The 17,637-nt window shown below is 34.0% G+C and carries 23 protein-coding genes; 10 read left to right on the forward strand and 13 right to left on the reverse strand.

The features are described from left to right. Positions 1-12: 12 nt before the first annotated feature. The 7 genes from M0M57_RS06190 to recA all read right to left on the reverse strand — a co-directional run bounded on the left by M0M57_RS06190 (position 13) and on the right by recA (position 5,442). Positions 13-597, reverse strand: a complete 585-nt coding sequence (locus M0M57_RS06190) for a globin family protein (protein ID WP_248436318.1) — start codon at positions 595-597, stop codon at positions 13-15. 16 nt (positions 598-613) lie between these two features. Then, on the reverse strand, positions 614-1,051 hold the full coding sequence (locus M0M57_RS06195; RefSeq protein ID WP_248436319.1) for a hypothetical protein: 438 nt from the start codon (positions 1,049-1,051) through the stop codon (positions 614-616). A gap of 66 nt (positions 1,052-1,117) precedes the next feature. Continuing rightward, a complete protein-coding gene (locus tag M0M57_RS06200) occupies positions 1,118-1,618 on the reverse strand; it encodes a nuclear transport factor 2 family protein (RefSeq protein WP_248436320.1) in 501 nt (166 codons plus the stop codon). Between the two features lie 151 nt (positions 1,619-1,769). After that, the gene (locus tag M0M57_RS06205; protein WP_248436321.1) at positions 1,770-3,371 is read right to left on the reverse strand and encodes a hypothetical protein; all 1,602 of its coding nucleotides are present in this window, start codon (positions 3,369-3,371) and stop codon (positions 1,770-1,772) included. Further along, entirely contained in the window at positions 3,368-3,910 is a 543-nt protein-coding gene (locus M0M57_RS06210) for an RNA polymerase sigma factor (protein ID WP_248436322.1), read from the reverse strand. The genes M0M57_RS06205 and M0M57_RS06210 overlap by 4 nt, the downstream gene beginning before the upstream one ends. 30 nt (positions 3,911-3,940) lie before the next feature. Next, complete coding sequence (locus M0M57_RS06215; RefSeq protein ID WP_248436323.1) at positions 3,941-4,351, reverse strand: hypothetical protein; 411 nt, start codon at positions 4,349-4,351, stop codon at positions 3,941-3,943. Between the two features lie 89 nt (positions 4,352-4,440). Continuing rightward, positions 4,441-5,442, reverse strand: a complete 1,002-nt coding sequence (gene recA, locus M0M57_RS06220; protein ID WP_248436324.1) for a recombinase RecA — start codon at positions 5,440-5,442, stop codon at positions 4,441-4,443. Positions 5,443-5,582: 140 nt separating this feature from the next. Here recA and M0M57_RS06225 point away from each other — a divergent pair, with 140 nt between their 5' ends. From M0M57_RS06225 to M0M57_RS06245, 5 genes are read left to right on the forward strand one after another with little or no spacing between them, the layout of a single operon-like run. Next, positions 5,583-6,317, forward strand: coding sequence for a lysophospholipid acyltransferase family protein (locus M0M57_RS06225; RefSeq protein ID WP_248436325.1), 735 nt, complete (start codon positions 5,583-5,585; stop codon positions 6,315-6,317). Between the two features lie 4 nt (positions 6,318-6,321). Next, entirely contained in the window at positions 6,322-7,311 is a 990-nt protein-coding gene (locus tag M0M57_RS06230) for an acyl-ACP desaturase (RefSeq protein ID WP_248436326.1), read from the forward strand. Positions 7,312-7,333: 22 nt separating this feature from the next. Beyond that, complete coding sequence (locus M0M57_RS06235) at positions 7,334-7,759, forward strand: DoxX family protein (protein WP_248436327.1); 426 nt, start codon at positions 7,334-7,336, stop codon at positions 7,757-7,759. A 6-nt stretch (positions 7,760-7,765) separates the two neighbouring features. Next, positions 7,766-8,410 (forward strand): HD domain-containing protein, encoded by a 645-nt coding sequence (locus M0M57_RS06240; RefSeq protein ID WP_248436328.1) that lies wholly within the window; start codon positions 7,766-7,768, stop codon positions 8,408-8,410. Between the two features lie 14 nt (positions 8,411-8,424). Beyond that, complete coding sequence (locus M0M57_RS06245; RefSeq protein WP_248436329.1) at positions 8,425-8,688, forward strand: hypothetical protein; 264 nt, start codon at positions 8,425-8,427, stop codon at positions 8,686-8,688. Between the two features lie 95 nt (positions 8,689-8,783). On the opposite strand, the gene sufD is transcribed toward M0M57_RS06245, so the two are convergent. From sufD to M0M57_RS06275, 6 genes are all read right to left on the reverse strand, one after another. Further along, positions 8,784-10,100: a Fe-S cluster assembly protein SufD gene (sufD, locus tag M0M57_RS06250; RefSeq protein WP_248436330.1), complete on the reverse strand. Its 1,317-nt coding sequence runs from the start codon at positions 10,098-10,100 to the stop codon at positions 8,784-8,786. Positions 10,101-10,208: 108 nt separating this feature from the next. After that, the gene (gene sufC / locus M0M57_RS06255; RefSeq protein ID WP_248436331.1) at positions 10,209-10,958 is read right to left on the reverse strand and encodes a Fe-S cluster assembly ATPase SufC; all 750 of its coding nucleotides are present in this window, start codon (positions 10,956-10,958) and stop codon (positions 10,209-10,211) included. A 42-nt stretch (positions 10,959-11,000) separates the two neighbouring features. Then, on the reverse strand, positions 11,001-11,273 hold the full coding sequence (locus M0M57_RS06260) for a Txe/YoeB family addiction module toxin (protein ID WP_248436332.1): 273 nt from the start codon (positions 11,271-11,273) through the stop codon (positions 11,001-11,003). Next, complete coding sequence (locus tag M0M57_RS06265) at positions 11,264-11,461, reverse strand: DUF2683 family protein (RefSeq protein ID WP_248436333.1); 198 nt, start codon at positions 11,459-11,461, stop codon at positions 11,264-11,266. Before M0M57_RS06265 ends, M0M57_RS06260 begins: the two co-directional genes overlap by 10 nt. Positions 11,462-11,475: 14 nt before the next feature. Further along, positions 11,476-12,924, reverse strand: coding sequence for a Fe-S cluster assembly protein SufB (gene sufB, locus M0M57_RS06270; RefSeq protein WP_248436334.1), 1,449 nt, complete (start codon positions 12,922-12,924; stop codon positions 11,476-11,478). Positions 12,925-12,993: 69 nt separating this feature from the next. Continuing rightward, positions 12,994-13,323 (reverse strand): HesB/IscA family protein, encoded by a 330-nt coding sequence (locus M0M57_RS06275; protein ID WP_188361480.1) that lies wholly within the window; start codon positions 13,321-13,323, stop codon positions 12,994-12,996. Between the two features lie 148 nt (positions 13,324-13,471). Between M0M57_RS06275 and M0M57_RS06280 the strand changes: the two genes are divergently transcribed. From M0M57_RS06280 to M0M57_RS06300, 5 genes are all read left to right on the forward strand, one after another. Beyond that, positions 13,472-13,732 carry a DUF6922 domain-containing protein gene (locus M0M57_RS06280; protein WP_248436335.1) on the forward strand — a complete coding sequence of 87 codons (261 nt, stop codon included), beginning with the start codon at positions 13,472-13,474 and terminating at the stop codon, positions 13,730-13,732. After that, on the forward strand, positions 13,722-14,354 hold the full coding sequence (locus tag M0M57_RS06285; protein WP_248436336.1) for a nucleotidyl transferase AbiEii/AbiGii toxin family protein: 633 nt from the start codon (positions 13,722-13,724) through the stop codon (positions 14,352-14,354). The genes M0M57_RS06280 and M0M57_RS06285 overlap by 11 nt, the downstream gene beginning before the upstream one ends. A 3-nt stretch (positions 14,355-14,357) precedes the next feature. After that, positions 14,358-15,221, forward strand: coding sequence for an MBL fold metallo-hydrolase (locus M0M57_RS06290; protein WP_248436337.1), 864 nt, complete (start codon positions 14,358-14,360; stop codon positions 15,219-15,221). A gap of 95 nt (positions 15,222-15,316) precedes the next feature. Beyond that, on the forward strand, positions 15,317-15,745 hold the full coding sequence (locus M0M57_RS06295) for a MarR family winged helix-turn-helix transcriptional regulator (protein WP_248436338.1): 429 nt from the start codon (positions 15,317-15,319) through the stop codon (positions 15,743-15,745). A 261-nt stretch (positions 15,746-16,006) separates the two neighbouring features. Continuing rightward, positions 16,007-17,626 carry a S8 family peptidase gene (locus M0M57_RS06300; protein ID WP_248436339.1) on the forward strand — a complete coding sequence of 540 codons (1,620 nt, stop codon included), beginning with the start codon at positions 16,007-16,009 and terminating at the stop codon, positions 17,624-17,626. Positions 17,627-17,637: the final 11 nt, after the last annotated feature.

The following is a 17,637-nucleotide window of genomic DNA, read 5'->3' on the forward strand; positions in this document are numbered from 1 at the left end:
GTAGGAGATATATTATTCTTGTACAATAGGTGCTCTAAGCGATTCTAAAACAGCAACAACATCACCAATTAAAGCTGGGTCTGTTACTCCGTTTAAACCGGCTGCAGCTCCTACGTAGCCAATAAATTTATCATAGTCAGCATTGTTTGCTTTAACACCCATTCTTGGGTTTTGAGCAGGGTCATGAGCCGCAACCATTCCTAGGCCAGAGTAGGTGTTTGTTGCACCACCACCGGTATTAGCTGAAAAGAAATCGGTTAAGTTTTTACTTAACACGGCAACATTGGTTGTGTTTCCGCCTAAAACTTCACCAACTACAGGAGCAAAATGAGCTCCTAAATTTCCTTGAGAATCGGCTACAATATCGGCTACAATCAGTGTAATTGTGCTGTCAACTACAGAACGATAAGACAATCTTCCTTGTTCAATCATTTGACCGGGATTGTTTGGGTCAGAAACTTTGGCAGTTCCGCCTAATTTTTGATAAAGGGTCAATTCTGCCGGCGGTGTTGCATCGTCGTCGTCACTACAAGAAACGAACGTAAATCCTGAAATAAGCAGGAAAGCAAAAAGGGATAATTTTGATAAATGTTTCATAACAATTCTATTTAGGTTAATTAAAAATACGTTGGATTCCTCTTGAAAATTTGTAACTAAAGCTATCGGTACTCATAGCCGGACATACTTTTTTGGATGCCAGTTCATCCGAAATCACAAAGCGTTCAGCTTGGTAATCTCCTTTGGCAGAAAGTTGTGCAAAAACTTGTTCAGAATTGGCAATACGGTTGTCATGAAAGTAAACAACCACACCTTTTTCGGGTACAATTTTGATGTTTTTTACTCCATCAATCGATTTTAGGTTTCTGTGAATTTCTTTCGATTTTAGCGAATCAAGCGGTTCATTAAAATCGATTCTACTAATTTGTATGGTTGCATTATCTACTTCAACCGGCTTGGCTGTTGCGATGTGAACTACTAATGTCACAAAAAGCAGGAATACAATTCCGGCAATGCTTCCTAAAAAGAGTTTTACTTTTCTGTTGATTTTCATAACCAAGAATTTTGAGTTTGTTCTTCTTAGTTACGAGAAAAGTTTTGGTATGGTTTTATGAAAGTGTTATTTTTTTGATTTTAATTTTTGAATGTAGTTGGTTTCGATGGAATCTTTAATAGCAATTACTTCTTTTGAAGTTTCATTTGGAATGGTCATGGAGAGAACGTAATGTTTAATTTTCCATTTTCCGTTCACTTTTTCTAAAACGCCTGAGCCTCTGCAGATTTTGAATGAAGTGTCGAGTAGTTCATCAAACCAAGCTATTTTATTGTTTTTATCAACATAAATAGTTCTTTCTAATTTATGGAAAGTCCATGCTCTGCCTTTGTCAAAATGTGGTTTTGAATAGGCTTCAAAATCTTTTCTATTCCAATTTTCGGATGCATCGGTTCCGATAAAAACAGCGTCATCGGTCATTAAACCAAAATAATTATCAAAATTAGCTTCGGCGGCAGCCTTATGCCATTGATTAATAACGGAATCAATTTCTATTTTTTCTTGTTCTGTATCTGAATTAGAAAAAAAACCAAAAACGGCTACCAAAGTGATAAAATATGTTTTCATTTGAGTTTATTTTGAAAGTTAAAGATACAAAAAAAGAGCACCAAAACCGGAAGTGCTCTTTTCTATTTGTTATTACTGATGGCAGTAAAAGTAATAACGAACTTAACTAAAAAACTAAAACATTATAAGCCAAACCAATAAAGCTTATATATTAAAAACGATAGCTTAGACCGGAATATAAACCAACAAAATAGGGTTTAAATCCACCGTCGTTACTGCTAAATGTATTGAGTTGATATTTAAAAGTGGGTTCAAAATTTGCTTGAAACGACTTCCAAAATCGGTACCTGAAACCTAGTCCAACATTGGTGCTAAAATGAACGGAATTAAGATTATTTGCTTTTCCTAATTCGGCCGAAAAACCATCGGAAACCACCATTAGATTATTGTCGTTCAATAAAAGCGTACTAAATCCGCCAATGACATCTATTCCAAATTTTTTATTTAGAACTTTGTATGATAATTCAAGTGGAATTTCATAATATTCCATGCTTTGTTCGATCGCTCCTTGTTGCGTCCAAGCCATTGAAAGTTCTCCTGTAGTAAAAGTAGAATTTTGAACTACAATTGTAGCAGCATTTGATGAATTTGTTGTGCTTAATGAAGCCATTTGGCGACCTTCTAGCGAAGCAAAAAATTCTATACCGTTGGTCAAATATTCAAAATTAACTTTGTTAATACCAGTTCTTAACGTTAGCTTTTTGCTAACATCATAATTTACGCCAAGCCCATAACTCATTGTGTTTTGATAGTCTTTACTATTGTTGGCAAATTGAGAGTCGATTGGAGAACCGTTGGAAGATGAACCTAAATAAACAGGAGCTAGATTTGAGGTAATCTGCCATTTGTTTTCTTTAGGTTCAACTTTAGGTTTTTGATCTTTTTCTTTTTCTTTTAGCAATTCTCCCAACGTATTCAATTCTTCGTTTGTTGCAATTAGCGTTGCAACAGCAGTAGAATCGATTTTATTTTTATCTATTTTAGATGAATGATCTTCTAAAACAAATTGTTTATCATTTTTGATGATGTTATTGTCAACTAAAACTCCTAATTTATTTTTTTCTTCGTTTTCAGTCTCATTACCAGTAGCTTTTTGATTGATTGAACCAGTGTTTGCAATAGCTGATTCAGTTTCAGAAATTTGTTTTGTTTTTTTGTCTTTAGTTGTTGAATTATCAACTAGTTCCGAATTATTTGTTTTGTTTAAATTGTTTTTAGTTTCTTCTTTGGTTCGATTTGTTTTATCGAAAGAATTTGAAACTAATCCTGAATTTTCTTTTTTCTTTTGGTTTAATTTGTCAGTGTTGTTATGCTGATTATTTTCTTTTTTTGAAGGTTTTTCAATATTAGAATTTTCATTCGCAAGAGCTTCATCATCAGAAAACAATGGTTTTTCTGAGTTATTATTTATTTTATTTGAATCATTTTCATCTGAATTCAATTGATTATGATTATCTTTTTCGTCTGAATCAACAACACTATTTTGATTATCTGTTGAATTGATTTTTTCTTCAATTACAATTGGATTGGTTGTTTCAATTTTTGATTGATTCAAAAGTGCACGAGTTCCTAAAAATCCAAAAATAAACAAAGCAGCTACACCCGAAAGTTTATACCAAAGCGGGATGATTCTTCTTTTTTTCTTTTTGGTTAGTTCTGCTTCGATGTTTTTCCAAACAATTTCCGGCGGAATTTCTTCAAAATCCTTGAATTGTTCTTGAAACAATCGGTCTAAATTCTTTTTATCTTTCATTTGGCTTCATTCATTTCATTCGACGCCTTGTTTTCTATTTTTTCTTTTAATATCGCTCGTGCTCTAGACAGATTTGATTTTGATGTTCCTTCGGAAATTTTAAGCATCGTTGAAATTTCTTTGTGCGAATAATTGTCTAAAACATACAAATTAAATACTAAGCGATATTTGTCCGGTAATTCCTGAATTATTTTTGTCAAAAACTCCATTGATATGGTTTCTTCTTCCACTTCTACATCAACCACATCGGGATAATTTTCTGATACAATTTCAAAAATACCTTGTGTTCTGTACTTTTGAAGGATGTTGTTAATCATCACTCTTTTAGCCCATCCTTCAAAAGATCCTTTATTGTCAAATTGATTTATTTTATCAAAAATTATTAAAAATCCATCTTGTAAATTATCTTGAGCTTCGGCATAATTCTTCGAATACTTAATGCAAACACTAAACAATTTAGGAGATAATAATCTAAATAATTGTTCTTGTGCTTTAGTATTGTTGCTTTTGCATTCATGTATGAGTAATTCTAGATTCACTCGCGATGGTTTTCTAAGATGATTTAATCATTAATTCACCGGGATTTCTACTTCTTCAAAAATATTGTTTCCGTCTTCGTCTTTTCCTTTATAAAATTTAAATAAATAGGTTTCGTTGCTAATTACTTGAAAGTTAAAATTAACTTCATATAGCTCTCCTTCATACGGTATACAATTGGGCGAATTTGTCACAATACATTGTAATCCAACAGTTCTAACGTTTAAATGTTTTTCAAAATAAATGCCGGCAAGTTCATGACAAATAGTTGGTTTTTTATAAAATAATTTTATTTGATGAAACCCTAAATAATTAAATGTATCAGGAACAATGAAATTTTCAACAGGGACAATTTCCATGTGGTATCCTGGTTCAGAATCATCATCTAAGCTACATGAGCCTAAACTTAAAACAATTGCAAATAAAAAAAACAGCTTTTTCATAAAATTCTAATTATATTTTGTAGATACACGAAAGTTAAAAAGGTTGCGTATTACTAATAAAAAAACCCGAAAATTCGGGTTTATTATGTTTATTCAGCTTCTTTTATTTTGTCTTTAATTTTTACCTCAAGTTCATCGGCTAATTCAGGATTGTCTTTAATCAAAGATTTCACTGCATCTCGACCTTGACCTAATTTTGTTTCGCCATAACTAAACCATGAGCCTGCTTTTTTGATAATTTCAAATTCAACGGCTAAGTCTAAAATTTCTCCTGTTTTTGAAACTCCTTCTCCATACATAATGTCAAATTCGGCTGTTCTGAAAGGTGGAGCTACTTTATTTTTAACAACTTTTACTTTGGTTCTGTTTCCAATTACATTTTCACCGTCTTTAATTTGTGATGATCTTCTGATGTCTAAACGAATGGAAGCATAGAATTTTAACGCATTTCCACCAGTAGTCGTTTCAGGATTTCCGAACATTACACCAATTTTTTCACGTAATTGATTGATAAAGAAAACGGTACAATGTGTTTTACTAATCGTAGCAGTAAGTTTTCTTAATGCTTGCGACATCAAACGAGCATGTAATCCCATTTTGGAATCACCCATTTCGCCTTCAATTTCACTTTTAGGAGTTAAGGCTGCAACCGAGTCAATTACAACAATATCAATTGCTCCCGAACGAATTAAGTTTTCAGCAATTTCTAAGGCTTGTTCACCATTATCCGGTTGCGAAATGATTAAATTTTCAATATCAACACCTAATTTTTCTGCATAATTTCTGTCAAAAGCATGCTCAGCATCAATAAATGCAGCAATTCCACCTGCTTTTTGAGCTTCAGCAATAGCGTGAAGCGTTAAAGTAGTTTTTCCTGAAGATTCCGGACCATATATTTCTATAATTCTTCCTTTTGGATATCCGTTTACGCCAAGTGCTAAATCTAGACCAAGTGAACCGGATGAAATACTTTCTACTTCTTCTACCGCTTTGTCACCCATTTTCATCACCGTGCCTTTACCGTAGGTTTTATCTAGCTTATCAAGTGTTAGTTGCAAGGCTTTTAATTTGGCTTCTTTTTCTGAACTCATAATAATTTGGCTTTAATTTTAATAAAGAATTGTTTGTGTAAAAATACTTTTTTTTTTGATGTGTAAATAATTTATTTTTCCACAAAAGCAATCGGCTAAGTTATTTTGATTTCTTACTTTTGCAATGATTCCAAAACTCAATGCACAAAATTATCTCATATCCGATTTCGGTTATTTATTACCTAACTTTTGGGTTGTTTTTGTGTATATTTCATCCTATTCAATGGATTTGTTTTAATTGGTTTGGTTACGAAGCTCATAAAAAAAGCGTGAGTATTTTAAACTTTTTCTTAGTTAGAACCACACATTTACTGGGAACTACCTATGATTTTCAAAACAGAGAAAAGTTACCTAAAGGTGTGCCGATAATAATTGTGGCTAACCACCAAAGTCTGTATGATATTCCTGCAATTATCTGGTTTATGCGAGATTGGCATCCCAAATTTGTCAGTAAAAAAGAACTCGGCAAGGGAATTCCAAGCGTTTCATACAATTTAAGACACGGAGGTTCCGTTTTAATAGATAGGAAAGATCCAAAACAAGCGTTGTCTGCTATTAGAGTGATGGGTGAATACATTGAAAAACACAATCGCTCAACCGTTATTTTTCCTGAAGGAACTCGAAGTAAAACAGGTGTTCCCAAGAAATTTTCAGAAAATGGCTTGAAAATTTTGTATAAATACTCTCCTTCGGCTTATATTGTACCGATTTCAATTAATAACTCATGGAAAATGAATCGATTTGGGCAATTTCCGATGGGATTGGGAAATAAAATTACATTTACAATACAAGAACCTTTTCCTGTAAAGGGAATGACGTTCGAAGAAATGATGCAAAGAACAGAAAATGCCGTGATTAGCGGAATAAAAAATTAAAATTATGTCTATAAAAAACATTCGTTTAGAAGTGATGCAGTTGCTGGAAAAAAAGGTCGATACTTTTATGAACGATTACTTAATTCCGGTAGAACAAATTTGGCAACCATCCGATTTGTTACCGGATTCTGAAAAAGAAACTTTTTTTGAAGAAGTAAAAGAATTGCGTGAAATTGCAAAAGATTTACCTTATGATTTCTGGGTAACGTTGGTAGGAGATACCATTACCGAAGAAGCTTTGCCAACCTATGAATCGTGGTTGATGGAAGTAGAAGGCGTTGATAATGAAGAAAGAAACGGTTGGTCAAGATGGGTGAGAAGTTGGACGGGCGAAGAAAACCGTCACGGTGATTTGCTTAACAAATACCTTTATCTTTCCGGAAGAGTAAACATGCGTGAAATCGAAATGACTACGCAACACCTTATTAATGATGGATTTGATATCGGAACCGGAAAAGATCCATACAAAAACTTTGTTTATACCAGTTTTCAAGAATTAGCTACGTATGTTTCACACAATCGTGTGGCTCAAATGGCAAAGAAATATGGAGACAACAAATTGTCTAAAATGTGCAAATTGATTGCAGGCGATGAAATGCGTCATCATCATGCGTACAGTGAATTTGTGAACCAAATTTTTCAAGTTGATCCGAGCGAAATGATGTTGGCTTTTCAATATATGATGAAACAAAAAATTGTGATGCCGGCTCATTTTTTACGTGAATCGGGACAAAAAATTAGTTCCGCTTTTGAACAGTTTTCCGATTCTGCTCAACGAATTGGTGTTTACACGGCGGCTGATTATGTTGATATTATGCAAAAGTTAATCGATAAATGGAAAATTGATCAAATGAACGGTTTGACAGATGAAGCCGAAAAAGCCCGTGATTATTTGATGAAACTTCCGGCTAGAATGGCCAAAATTTCTGAACGATTAGTTATTCCGGAAACCGGACATGTGTTTAAATGGGTGCAACCTGCTTTGGTGAAGTAAATTATATCAACTCGTTACACTTATGAAAGCAATAAAAATTTTTCTTAGACTTGCTGTTGCTATTAGTTTCTTGTCTGCAGTAGCTGACAGACTTGGTTTTTGGAATAAAGAAATAGCCGTTTGGGGAAATTGGGACAACTTTTTAAGTTATACGCAAATGATAAATCCTTGGTTGCCCAAAAGTACTGTTTCAACGATAGGATTATTAGCAACTGTTTTAGAAATTGTCTTTGCAGTTTGTTTGATGATCGGTTACCGAACGGAATATTTTGCAAAATTAAGTGGTTATCTATTGCTAATTTTTGCTTTGTCAATGACATTTTCAACCGGAATTAAAGGAGCTTTTGATTATTCTGTTTTTAGTGCTTCAGCAGCAGCTTTTGCTCTGAGTACCATGCATTCTTTGAAATATTTAGAAATAGATATTGTATTAAATTCCAAAAAATAATTTGAAATGTCTTTGATTGATAAAACTATTCTTTTTGTAAAAGAAAAACTCCAAGATGCCGAAGGCGGTCACGATTGGTTTCACATCGAACGCGTTTTTAAAAATGCTGTTTTAATTGCTCAAGAAGAAGTTTGTGATGTTACCGTTGTGAAATTAGGAGCTTTATTACACGACATTGCCGATTCAAAATTTCATAATGGAGATGAAGAAATTGGCCCAAAAACTGCTAGAAAATTTTTAGAAAGCGAAAATGTTTCCGAAGAAATAATCGAGCATGTGATTCAAATCATCAAAAATATTTCGTTTAAAGGCGGGAATTTTGAAAAAACTTTTTCATCCAAAGAATTAGAAATCGTACAAGATGCCGATCGATTGGATGCTTTAGGAGCAATCGGAATTGCAAGAGCTTTTAATTATGGTGGTTTTAAAAACAGAGCTTTATATAACCCAACTATTGCTCCAAAACTAAACATGAGCAAAGAAGAATACAAAAACAGTGATTCGCCCACTTTGAATCATTTTTATGAAAAATTACTTCTTCTAAAAGATAAAATGAATACCGAAACCGGAAAAAAATTAGCTCAAGAACGTCACCGTTTTATGGAAACATTTTTGAGCCAATTTTATGCTGAATGGGAAGGTGAAATGTAGTTTTGCGAACTATATTGTTAACCTATCACCTAAAAGCTATTGCTATTGTAGATTTTTTTTTGACTACTTATTTTCTGCAAATTTTACCCAAAAATTTCATCTGCCAAATTGATAATTTAACCGAAAGGTTTGAAGAAATTTTCCTGAAACTCAATACAGTTTATCTTTTAGCCCCGACCTTGCCTACCGGCAGGCAGGTTGCAGTGGAAATCTTTTTGTTGGCGAGCTTTGCTCGGGAACAAAAAATTGGAACGGAAAGCGGGAAAATGGTTGGCTGAAAATGCCCGAACCATTCGCTTCAAATATTTAAAAAATATACTTCGATTATGTGATTTCTCCCTCTGGTCGAAATGACACAAAATGAGGATAAACCCTACAAATCAAACCCCAAATTCACACCCAGTTTCATCGCAATAATTTTCGTGATGCGTTGTTTGAGTTCAGGTATTTTGATGCTTTCGATCACTTCGTTGGAAAATGCATACAGCAATAACGCTTTGGCTTCTTTTTTAGGAATTCCGCGTTGTTGCATATAGAACATCGCACTTTCGTCTAATTGACCAATGGTGCAACCGTGTGAACATTTGACATCATCGGCAAAAATTTCCAATTGTGGTTTGGCGTTGATGGTGGCTTTATCGCTTAATAAAATGTTGTTATTTTGTTGAAAAGCATCTGTTTTTTGGGCTTCTTTTTCCACGAAAATCTTTCCGTTGAAAACGCCGGTGGAACTTCCACCTAGGATGGTTTTATAGTTTTGATGGCTTTCGCAATTGGGCGTGGCATGATTTACTAAGGTGTAATGATCCACGTGTTGCTTGTCGCCAATAATCGTGATTCCTTTTAAAGTTGAATCGATTCGTTCACCAAAATGATAGAAATTCAGGTTGTTTCGGGTGATATTTCCACCAAAAGAAAACGTGTGAACCGCTACTCTACTCTCTTGTTTTTGAGAAATATAAGTGTTGTCAATTAAGTTGGCGGTTTGTTCGTCGTTTTGAATTTTATAATAATCGACAATCGCTCTTTTTTGAGCAAAAATTTCGGTTACCGAATTGGTCAACACCGGATTACTGTTCAAACTTTGATGACGTTCGATGATTTGCACGTGAGCATTTTCACCTACAATAATCAAATTTCGAGGTTGTACCATTAACGCACTTTCAACTCCGGTAGAGAAATGAATGATTTCAATTGGTTTATCAGCCACTTTACTTTTCGGGATGTTGATGAACGCTCCTTCCTGTGCAAAAGCAGTATTTAAAGTTGTTAAACTCTCGTCTTTACTAGCGATTTGGTTAAAATAGGTGTCCAAAACCATTTTGTATTTTGGCTTTGTCAGCACCGAAGAAAGTAAGCAAACGTCAATTCCTTCGTGCGTTGTTGACGACATAAACGAACTGAATTTTCCATCGATAAACACTAATTTGTAGGTGTCAATTTCGTGTAGAAAAAATTTCTTGACATCTTTAAATTCAATTGAATTTTCTCTTTTTGGGAAAACAGAAAAGTCGTTTTTTAGTACGGTATTTAATGATGTATATTTCCAAGCTTCCTCTTTTTTGGTTGGGAAACCTTTGTTTTCAAAGTTTTTGATGGCAGAAGTTCGAATGTCGTGTAACTCGGCGGTTACATCGATTCGTTCTTCAAAGGCCATGAAGGATGATACTAATTTTTCTTTTAAATCCATTTTGTTATTCTTTTGTCATTGCTTCGCCAATTCGAGAATAGTTCTCGTGTCCGAGGAACGAGTGATCTCATAATGAGATGCTTCCTTCGTCAGCATGACAATATTGTGTTAAACCAATTCACTTTTTATCCAATCGTATCCTTTTTCTTCTAACTCGTAAGCTAGTTCTTTTCCGCCGGATTTTACGATTTTTCCGTCCATCAAAACGTGTACAAAATCAGGGATTATATAATCTAATAAACGTTGATAATGCGTGATTACTAAAACAGCATTGTCCTGGCTTTTCAATTTATTCACACCATTGGCCACAATTCGCAATGCATCAATATCTAAACCTGAATCGGTTTCGTCTAAGATGGCTAATTTGGGTTCCAACATCGCCATTTGAAAAATTTCGTTACGTTTTTTTTCTCCACCCGAAAAACCTTCGTTTAACGAACGAGATAAAAACTTACGATCAATTTCTAATAATTCTGATTTTTCACGAATGAGTTTCAGCATTTCATTTGCCGGCATTTCTTCTTTTCCATTAGCTTTTCTGGTTTCGTTGATAGCCGTTTTCATAAAATTCGTTACCGAAACTCCAGGGATTTCCACCGGATATTGAAACGATAAGAAAATACCTTTATGAGCACGTTCTTCGGGAGCTAAATCGGCTAAATCTTCGCCTAATAATTCAACAGAACCTTCGGTTACATCAAACGTTTCATTTCCGGCAATTACAGCAGAAAGTGTGCTTTTTCCTGATCCGTTCGGACCCATAATGGCGTGCACTTCTCCCGCTTTTATTTCAAGGTTGATGCCTTTTAATATTTCTTTGTCTTCGATGGAAGCGTGTAAATTTTTTATGCTTAACATTTTGTGTTTTGTTTCAAGTTTAATGTTTCAGGTTTATTAAACCTATTCGTAATGTCCTTTTAAAGACAAAATATTTAAAATTTCAATTGTGTTTTCGTCGATTAATTGATAAATAATTCGGTGTTCTTGATTTATTCTTCTTGACCATTTACCCGAAAGTTGATGTTTCAAAGGTTCTGGTTTTCCTATGCCTTCAAAAGGATGTAATTGAATATCTTCAATCAAAGCTGAAATTTTATTCATTATTGCTTTGTTTCCAGATTTTTTCCAAAACTCACGATCTTTTTGAGCCTTTTCAGAATAAACTACTTCCACAAATCTTCCAATTTTATTTTCACACCTTTTCCGTCTTTGATACTTTGTTCTGCTTCCAAAATTTCTTTAACAAATTCGGGATTGTAGGGTTTCTCGATTTTTTCAACAATTTCAAAACCAAGTGATTTTGCCAATTTTTTTAAAAGTGGAAAATCTTTTTTCTTTACGTTTTTTAAAATTATATCCATAACTATTAGTTTTATTATCCTACTGAACCTTCCAACGAAATCTCTAGCAATTTCTGAGCTTCAACTGCAAATTCCATTGGTAATTTATTCAATACTTCTTTGCTGAAACCATTTACAATTAAAGCAATTGCTTTTTCGGTTGGAATACCACGTTGGTTGCAATAAAAAACTTGATCTTCTCCAATTTTGGAAGTCGTTGCTTCGTGTTCAATTTTGGCAGATGTGTTTTTACTTTCGATATACGGAAACGTGTGTGCTCCACAATTATTTCCCATCAAAAGCGAATCACATTGCGAAAAGTTTCTGGCATTATCGGCATTGGCACTAATTCGAACCAAACCTCGGTAACTATTTTGTGATTTTCCGGCAGAAATTCCTTTGGAAATGATAGTCGATTTAGTGTTTTTCCCTAAATGAATCATCTTTGTTCCGGTATCGGCTTGTTGATGATTATTGGTTACGGCTATTGAATAAAACTCACCAATCGAGTTATTTCCTTTTAAAATAACGGAAGGATATTTCCACGTAATGGCCGAACCGGTTTCAACTTGTGTCCAAGAAATTTTTGCGTTTTTCTCGCACAAGCCTCTTTTCGTTACAAAATTAAAAACACCACCTTTTCCTTCTTTATTTCCGGGATACCAGTTTTGAACGGTTGAATATTTTATTTCGGCATCATCCATCGCAATCAATTCAACCACAGCGGCGTGCAATTGATTTTCGTCACGACTTGGAGCGGTACAACCTTCTAAATACGAAACATAACTGCCTTCATCGGCAATTAATAACGTTCTTTCAAACTGACCTGTTCCGGCTTGATTGATTCGGAAATAAGTTGATAATTCCATCGGACAACGAACGCCTTTTGGAATATAACAAAAGCTTCCATCTGAAAAAACGGCGGAATTCAAAGCCGCATAAAAATTATCTCTTTGCGGAACAACCGTTCCTAAATATTTCTGAATTAAATCCGGATGCTCTTTAATTGCATCAGAAATCGAACAGAAAATAATTCCTTTTTCGTTTAATGTCTTTTTGAACGTTGTAGCTACAGAAACCGAATCCACCACAATATCCATCGCCACATTATTCATTTTTTTCTGTTCATCAATCGAAATTCCCAGCTTTTTATACATCGCTAATAATTCCGGATCAACATCGTCTAGTGTTTTATTTGGATCTGCTTTTTTTGGAGCGGAATAATACGAAATTGCTTGAAAATCGGGTTTTTCATAATGTACATTTGCCCAATCCGGTTCGATCATTTCTTGCCAAGCACGAAAAGCTTCCAAACGCCAATCGGTCATCCATTGTGGCTCTTCTTTTTTCATAGAAATCGCACGGACAATGTCTTCATTTAGCCCAATAGGAAACGTTTCCGAGTCTAATTCGGTGTAAAATCCGTATTCGTATTCTTTGCTTTCGAGTTCAACTTTTAAATCGTCCTCTGTATATTTTGCCATTTTTTTAATTTTTTTTAAACCATTAAGAGATTAAGAAACATTAAGTTTTCTATCTTAATAGTTTAGTTTTTAAAGCGAAAAACTTTCTCCGCAACCACACGTTCTGTTCGCATTTGGATTATTAAATACAAATCCTTTTCCATTTAAACCACCGGAAAATTCTAATATGGTTCCGGCTAAATAAAGGAAACTTTTCTTTTCAACTGCTACTCGTATATTGTTGTCTTCGAATACTTTATCGTTTTCTCCAATTTCTTTGTCAAATTTTAAATCATAAGACAAACCGGAACAACCACCACTTTTTACGCCAACTCGAACGTAATCTCGGGCAGCATCAAAACCATCATCTTCCATCAAATTGATGATTTTCTTTTTGGCTGTATCTGAAACTTTAATCATTTGCTATTTTGATTTTGTCTAAATTAACTGCAAAGATACATCAAAATAGGAATTTTAAAAGGATTCCTAACATTTTTATAACGAATGGATAGATAGAAAAAATTGATTTTGACTCGGAAATACACTGTTTTTTTATTAATTTTGTAGTATGCAAAAAAATGATAAACCAAACATTCCAGCGTTCCTTCTTTGGGAATATGATCTAAAAACATTTAACTACGACAAATCGTATAAAATTGTTATTGAACGTGTTTTACAATTGGGTACTATCAATGATTGGAAAGAGATGATACGGTTTTATCCTAAAGAAAAAATTTTGGAAACCATTGAATGGTCTGCTCAGCTTGATAAAAGAGATAAGGATTTTAGTCTTTTTTTCTTAAAATCTGATATGCTTTATGCTGTGTAAGGATCCTTTTATCATTCATCCTGAAACTTTCAATTTGATTCAGGAACTTCAATCGCTTGATTATCTCAAAGATTTTTATTTAGTTGGCGGAACGGCATTAGCATTAAAACTTGGCCATCGAAATTCAATTGACATTGATTTATTCACTCAAGACGAATTTAATGACAATGAACTTTTAGAAAATCTTCTACATTTATTTGATTTAAAATTAGTTTATAATCGTAAAAACACTATTGTCTGCTCAATAAATGAAATAAAAACTGATTTTATTCGGCACAATTATCCACTAATTAATGAGCCTATTTCTGAAGAGGGAATTACATATCTTTCCTTGGAAGATATTTGTGCTATGAAACTACACGCGATACAAAATTCAGGGAAACGTCTTAAAGATTTTATAGATATTTATTTTTTACTTGAGCATTTTTCATTGAATCAAATGTTGGGATTTTATGAAATAAAATACAAACATTCTAATAAATTAATTGCCTTAAGAGCTATTAATTATTTTGAAGATATTGACCCTAGTATAGACCCTCCTGTTCTTAAAAAACCGATTTCAATAGTAAAAATTCAAAAAAGAATACAGCAAGCAACATTACACGGAAACAAAAAATTTTAAAAAATGAAACTATACCCCATTGAAGCCGGAAACTTTAAACTCGACGGCGGAGCTATGTTTGGCGTTGTCCCGAAAACCATTTGGAACCGAACAAATCCGGCAGACGAGAACAACCTCATCGACATTGCTGCACGCTGTTTGTTGATTGAAAATGGAAATCGATTGACGTTGATTGACACCGGAATGGGCAATAAACAATCAGATAAATTTTTTGGTTATTATTCGCTTTGGGGCGAACATTCATTAGATAAATCGTTGGCAAAATATGGTTTTCATCGGGATGATGTAACCGATGTTTTTATGACGCACCTTCATTTTGACCATTGTGGCGGAAGCGTCAATTGGAATAAAGATAAAACCGGTTATGAAGTCGCTTTCAAAAATGCAAAATTCTGGACGAATGAAAATCATTGGGAATGGGCAACTAAACCCAATTCTCGTGAAAAAGCGTCTTTTCTGCACGAAAATATCATTCCGATGCAAGAAAGTGGTCAGTTGAATTTTATCAAAAGACCAAACAGTGATTTTGGTTTTTCGGAAGAAATGGATTTCGGAATTTTTTATGCGGATGGTCATACTGAAAAGCAAATGCTTCCTCACATCAAATACGAAGATAAAACCATTGTTTTTTGTGCGGATTTATTGGCTACGGCTGGTCATATTCCAATTCCGTATGTGATGGGTTATGACACCAGACCGCTTTTAACGTTGGATGAAAAAGCAAAATTTTTAACAACCGCTGCCGAAAACAACTACTATTTGTTTTTAGAACACGATGCTCACAACGAAATTATCACTGTTGAAAAAACTGAAAAAGGCGTTCGTTTGAAAGAGGTTTTTTCGTGTAAGGACATCCTAAACCTTTAAAATTCAATCATTACAAATTGTTAAACTTGTACTAAATGTTTATTTGATATATCAATTATTGATAAATCATTTTTAATTTTGATTAAAATTATAATATGGAAAAAATCAGTAGTGTTATTTTTTATTCTATGGATCAAAGTATTCGAACCTATCGAATGTTTGCACAAAAACGATTAAAAGACAACGGATTAAAAATAACGATAGACCAATGGCTTGTACTAAAAACAATCAATGAAAACCCTGATATTGCCCAAAATGAATTGGCTGATAGGGTTTTTAAAGACAATGCTTCCGTTACTCGAATCATCGAATTATTAGTAAAATCAGATTATTTAGAACGTAAAACAGATCAAAACGACAGAAGAAAATCTGTCCTAAAAATCACAAAATTGGGTTCAAAAACCATCGAAAAAGTATATCAAGTAGTTCTAGAAAACCGTCAAATCGCACTAACCGGAATTAATCAAGCTGAATTAGAAATTGTGGATCGGGTTTTGAAAAAAATCAGTCAAAATTGTAAATAGTTTCAATCATCAATCAAAAAAACGAATCAGTTATGTTACGAATTATCACCTATTTAGTGATGTTAAGCTTGTCGGTTATAACATCCATTTATTCTGCTTAAAGTAGAATGACAGCAACCTTTTCAACTGACGGAATCTTTGTATCGAAATTCTATCGGTTCAACAATTAGATAATAATCATAAAAAAAATCAAAAATATGTGGTTTTAGAACTTCTTTTTATGAAATTTGCCTTTTACATTAAATTTACAAATCATTAACTATGAAATTGATACGTTCAACAGCATTTACTCTTTTATCTGCTCTAATTTTAACCGGATGTGGAGCTTCAAAATCATCCTTCACTAATTTAAAACCATTATCTTCTGAAACGGTTCCATTAAAAAACAGTAAAATTTCTGATGCCGAATTGTTACGTTGGAGTCATTTAGATTTAATTAAAGACACGATTCCCGGTATGAGTGTCGATCGTGCGTATGAAGAATTGTTAAAAAACAAAAAAGGTCAAAAAGTAATTGTTGCCGTAATTGATAGCGGAACCGATATTGAACACGAAGATTTAAAAGGTCGTGTTTGGACAAACGCTAAAGAAATTCCCGGTAACGGAATTGACGATGACAATAACGGTTATATCGATGATATTCACGGTTGGAACTTTTTAGGCGATGTGGTGAATGAAACACTAGAAATGACTCGCATCGTACGAAAAGGCGATGATGGTTCTGAAACCTATAAAAATGCTTCGAAAAAATTGGAAGAAAAAAAGCAGGAAGCATTGATGAACAAACAACAAATCGATTTTATTGTTGCTGCTGATAAAGGAATTTTAGAACATTTAAAAAAAGAAGATTACACCTTACAAGATGTAAAATCGATCTTAACCACCAATCCAACATTGGGAAATTACAAAATGGCGATGATGCAATTTTTAGCTAATTCTTCCCGCGAAGAATTTATGAAAGGCGTAAAAGAATATGAAGAGCACGTTTATGATCAATTGAACTACAATTTGAACACAGAATACGATGGTCGAAAAATTTTAGGTGATAACTACGAAGATTTTTCAACCAAATTCTATGGAAACAACCAAGTTTGGGGTCCAGATAAAAAACACGCGTTACACGGAACGCACGTTGCGGGAATTATTGCTCAAGTTCGAGGAAATAATTTAGGTGGTGATGGTGTGGCAACTAACGTAGAAATTATGGCGATTCGTGCCGTTCCTAATGGAGATGAATACGACAAAGATATCGCTCTTGCCATTCGCTATGCGGCTGATAACGGTGCGAAAATTATCAACGGAAGTTTTGGAAAAGGATTTTCTCCTCAAAAAGAATGGGTTTATGATGCCATTAAATATGCGGCAAGCAAAGATGTTTTATTCGTTCACGCTGCCGGAAATGATGGTGATGATTTAAACATCGTAGAAAGTTTTCCAAATGATCGAGTTGGCGATACTGAAATTGCAGACAACTTCATCAAGATTGGTGCTTTAAACTTTGATTATGGTTCAAAAACTGTCGCTGATTTTTCAAACTACGGGAAAACCGATGTAGATGTTTTTGCTCCCGGTGTAAAAATTTATGCTACCGTTCCAAACAACGAATACGAACACCAACAAGGAACTTCAATGGCATCGCCAAACGCAGCGGGAGTTGCGGCTTTAATTCGTTCGTATTATCCAACGTTAACCGCTCCGCAAGTAAAACAAATTTTGAAAGAAAGCGGCGTTGCGATCAACAAAACTGTAGTTGTAGCTGGAGATCCAACAAACAAATTGCCGTTCTCAGAATTATCTACTTCGGGAAAAATTGTGAATGCGTATAATGCGTTGTTGATGGCGGATAGATTGGCTAAATCAACCGGAAAAGTTTCAAAATAAATCCTAAATCT

Source organism: Flavobacterium azooxidireducens (assembly GCF_023195775.1).
Classification (GTDB): Bacteria; Bacteroidota; Bacteroidia; order Flavobacteriales; family Flavobacteriaceae; genus Flavobacterium; species Flavobacterium azooxidireducens.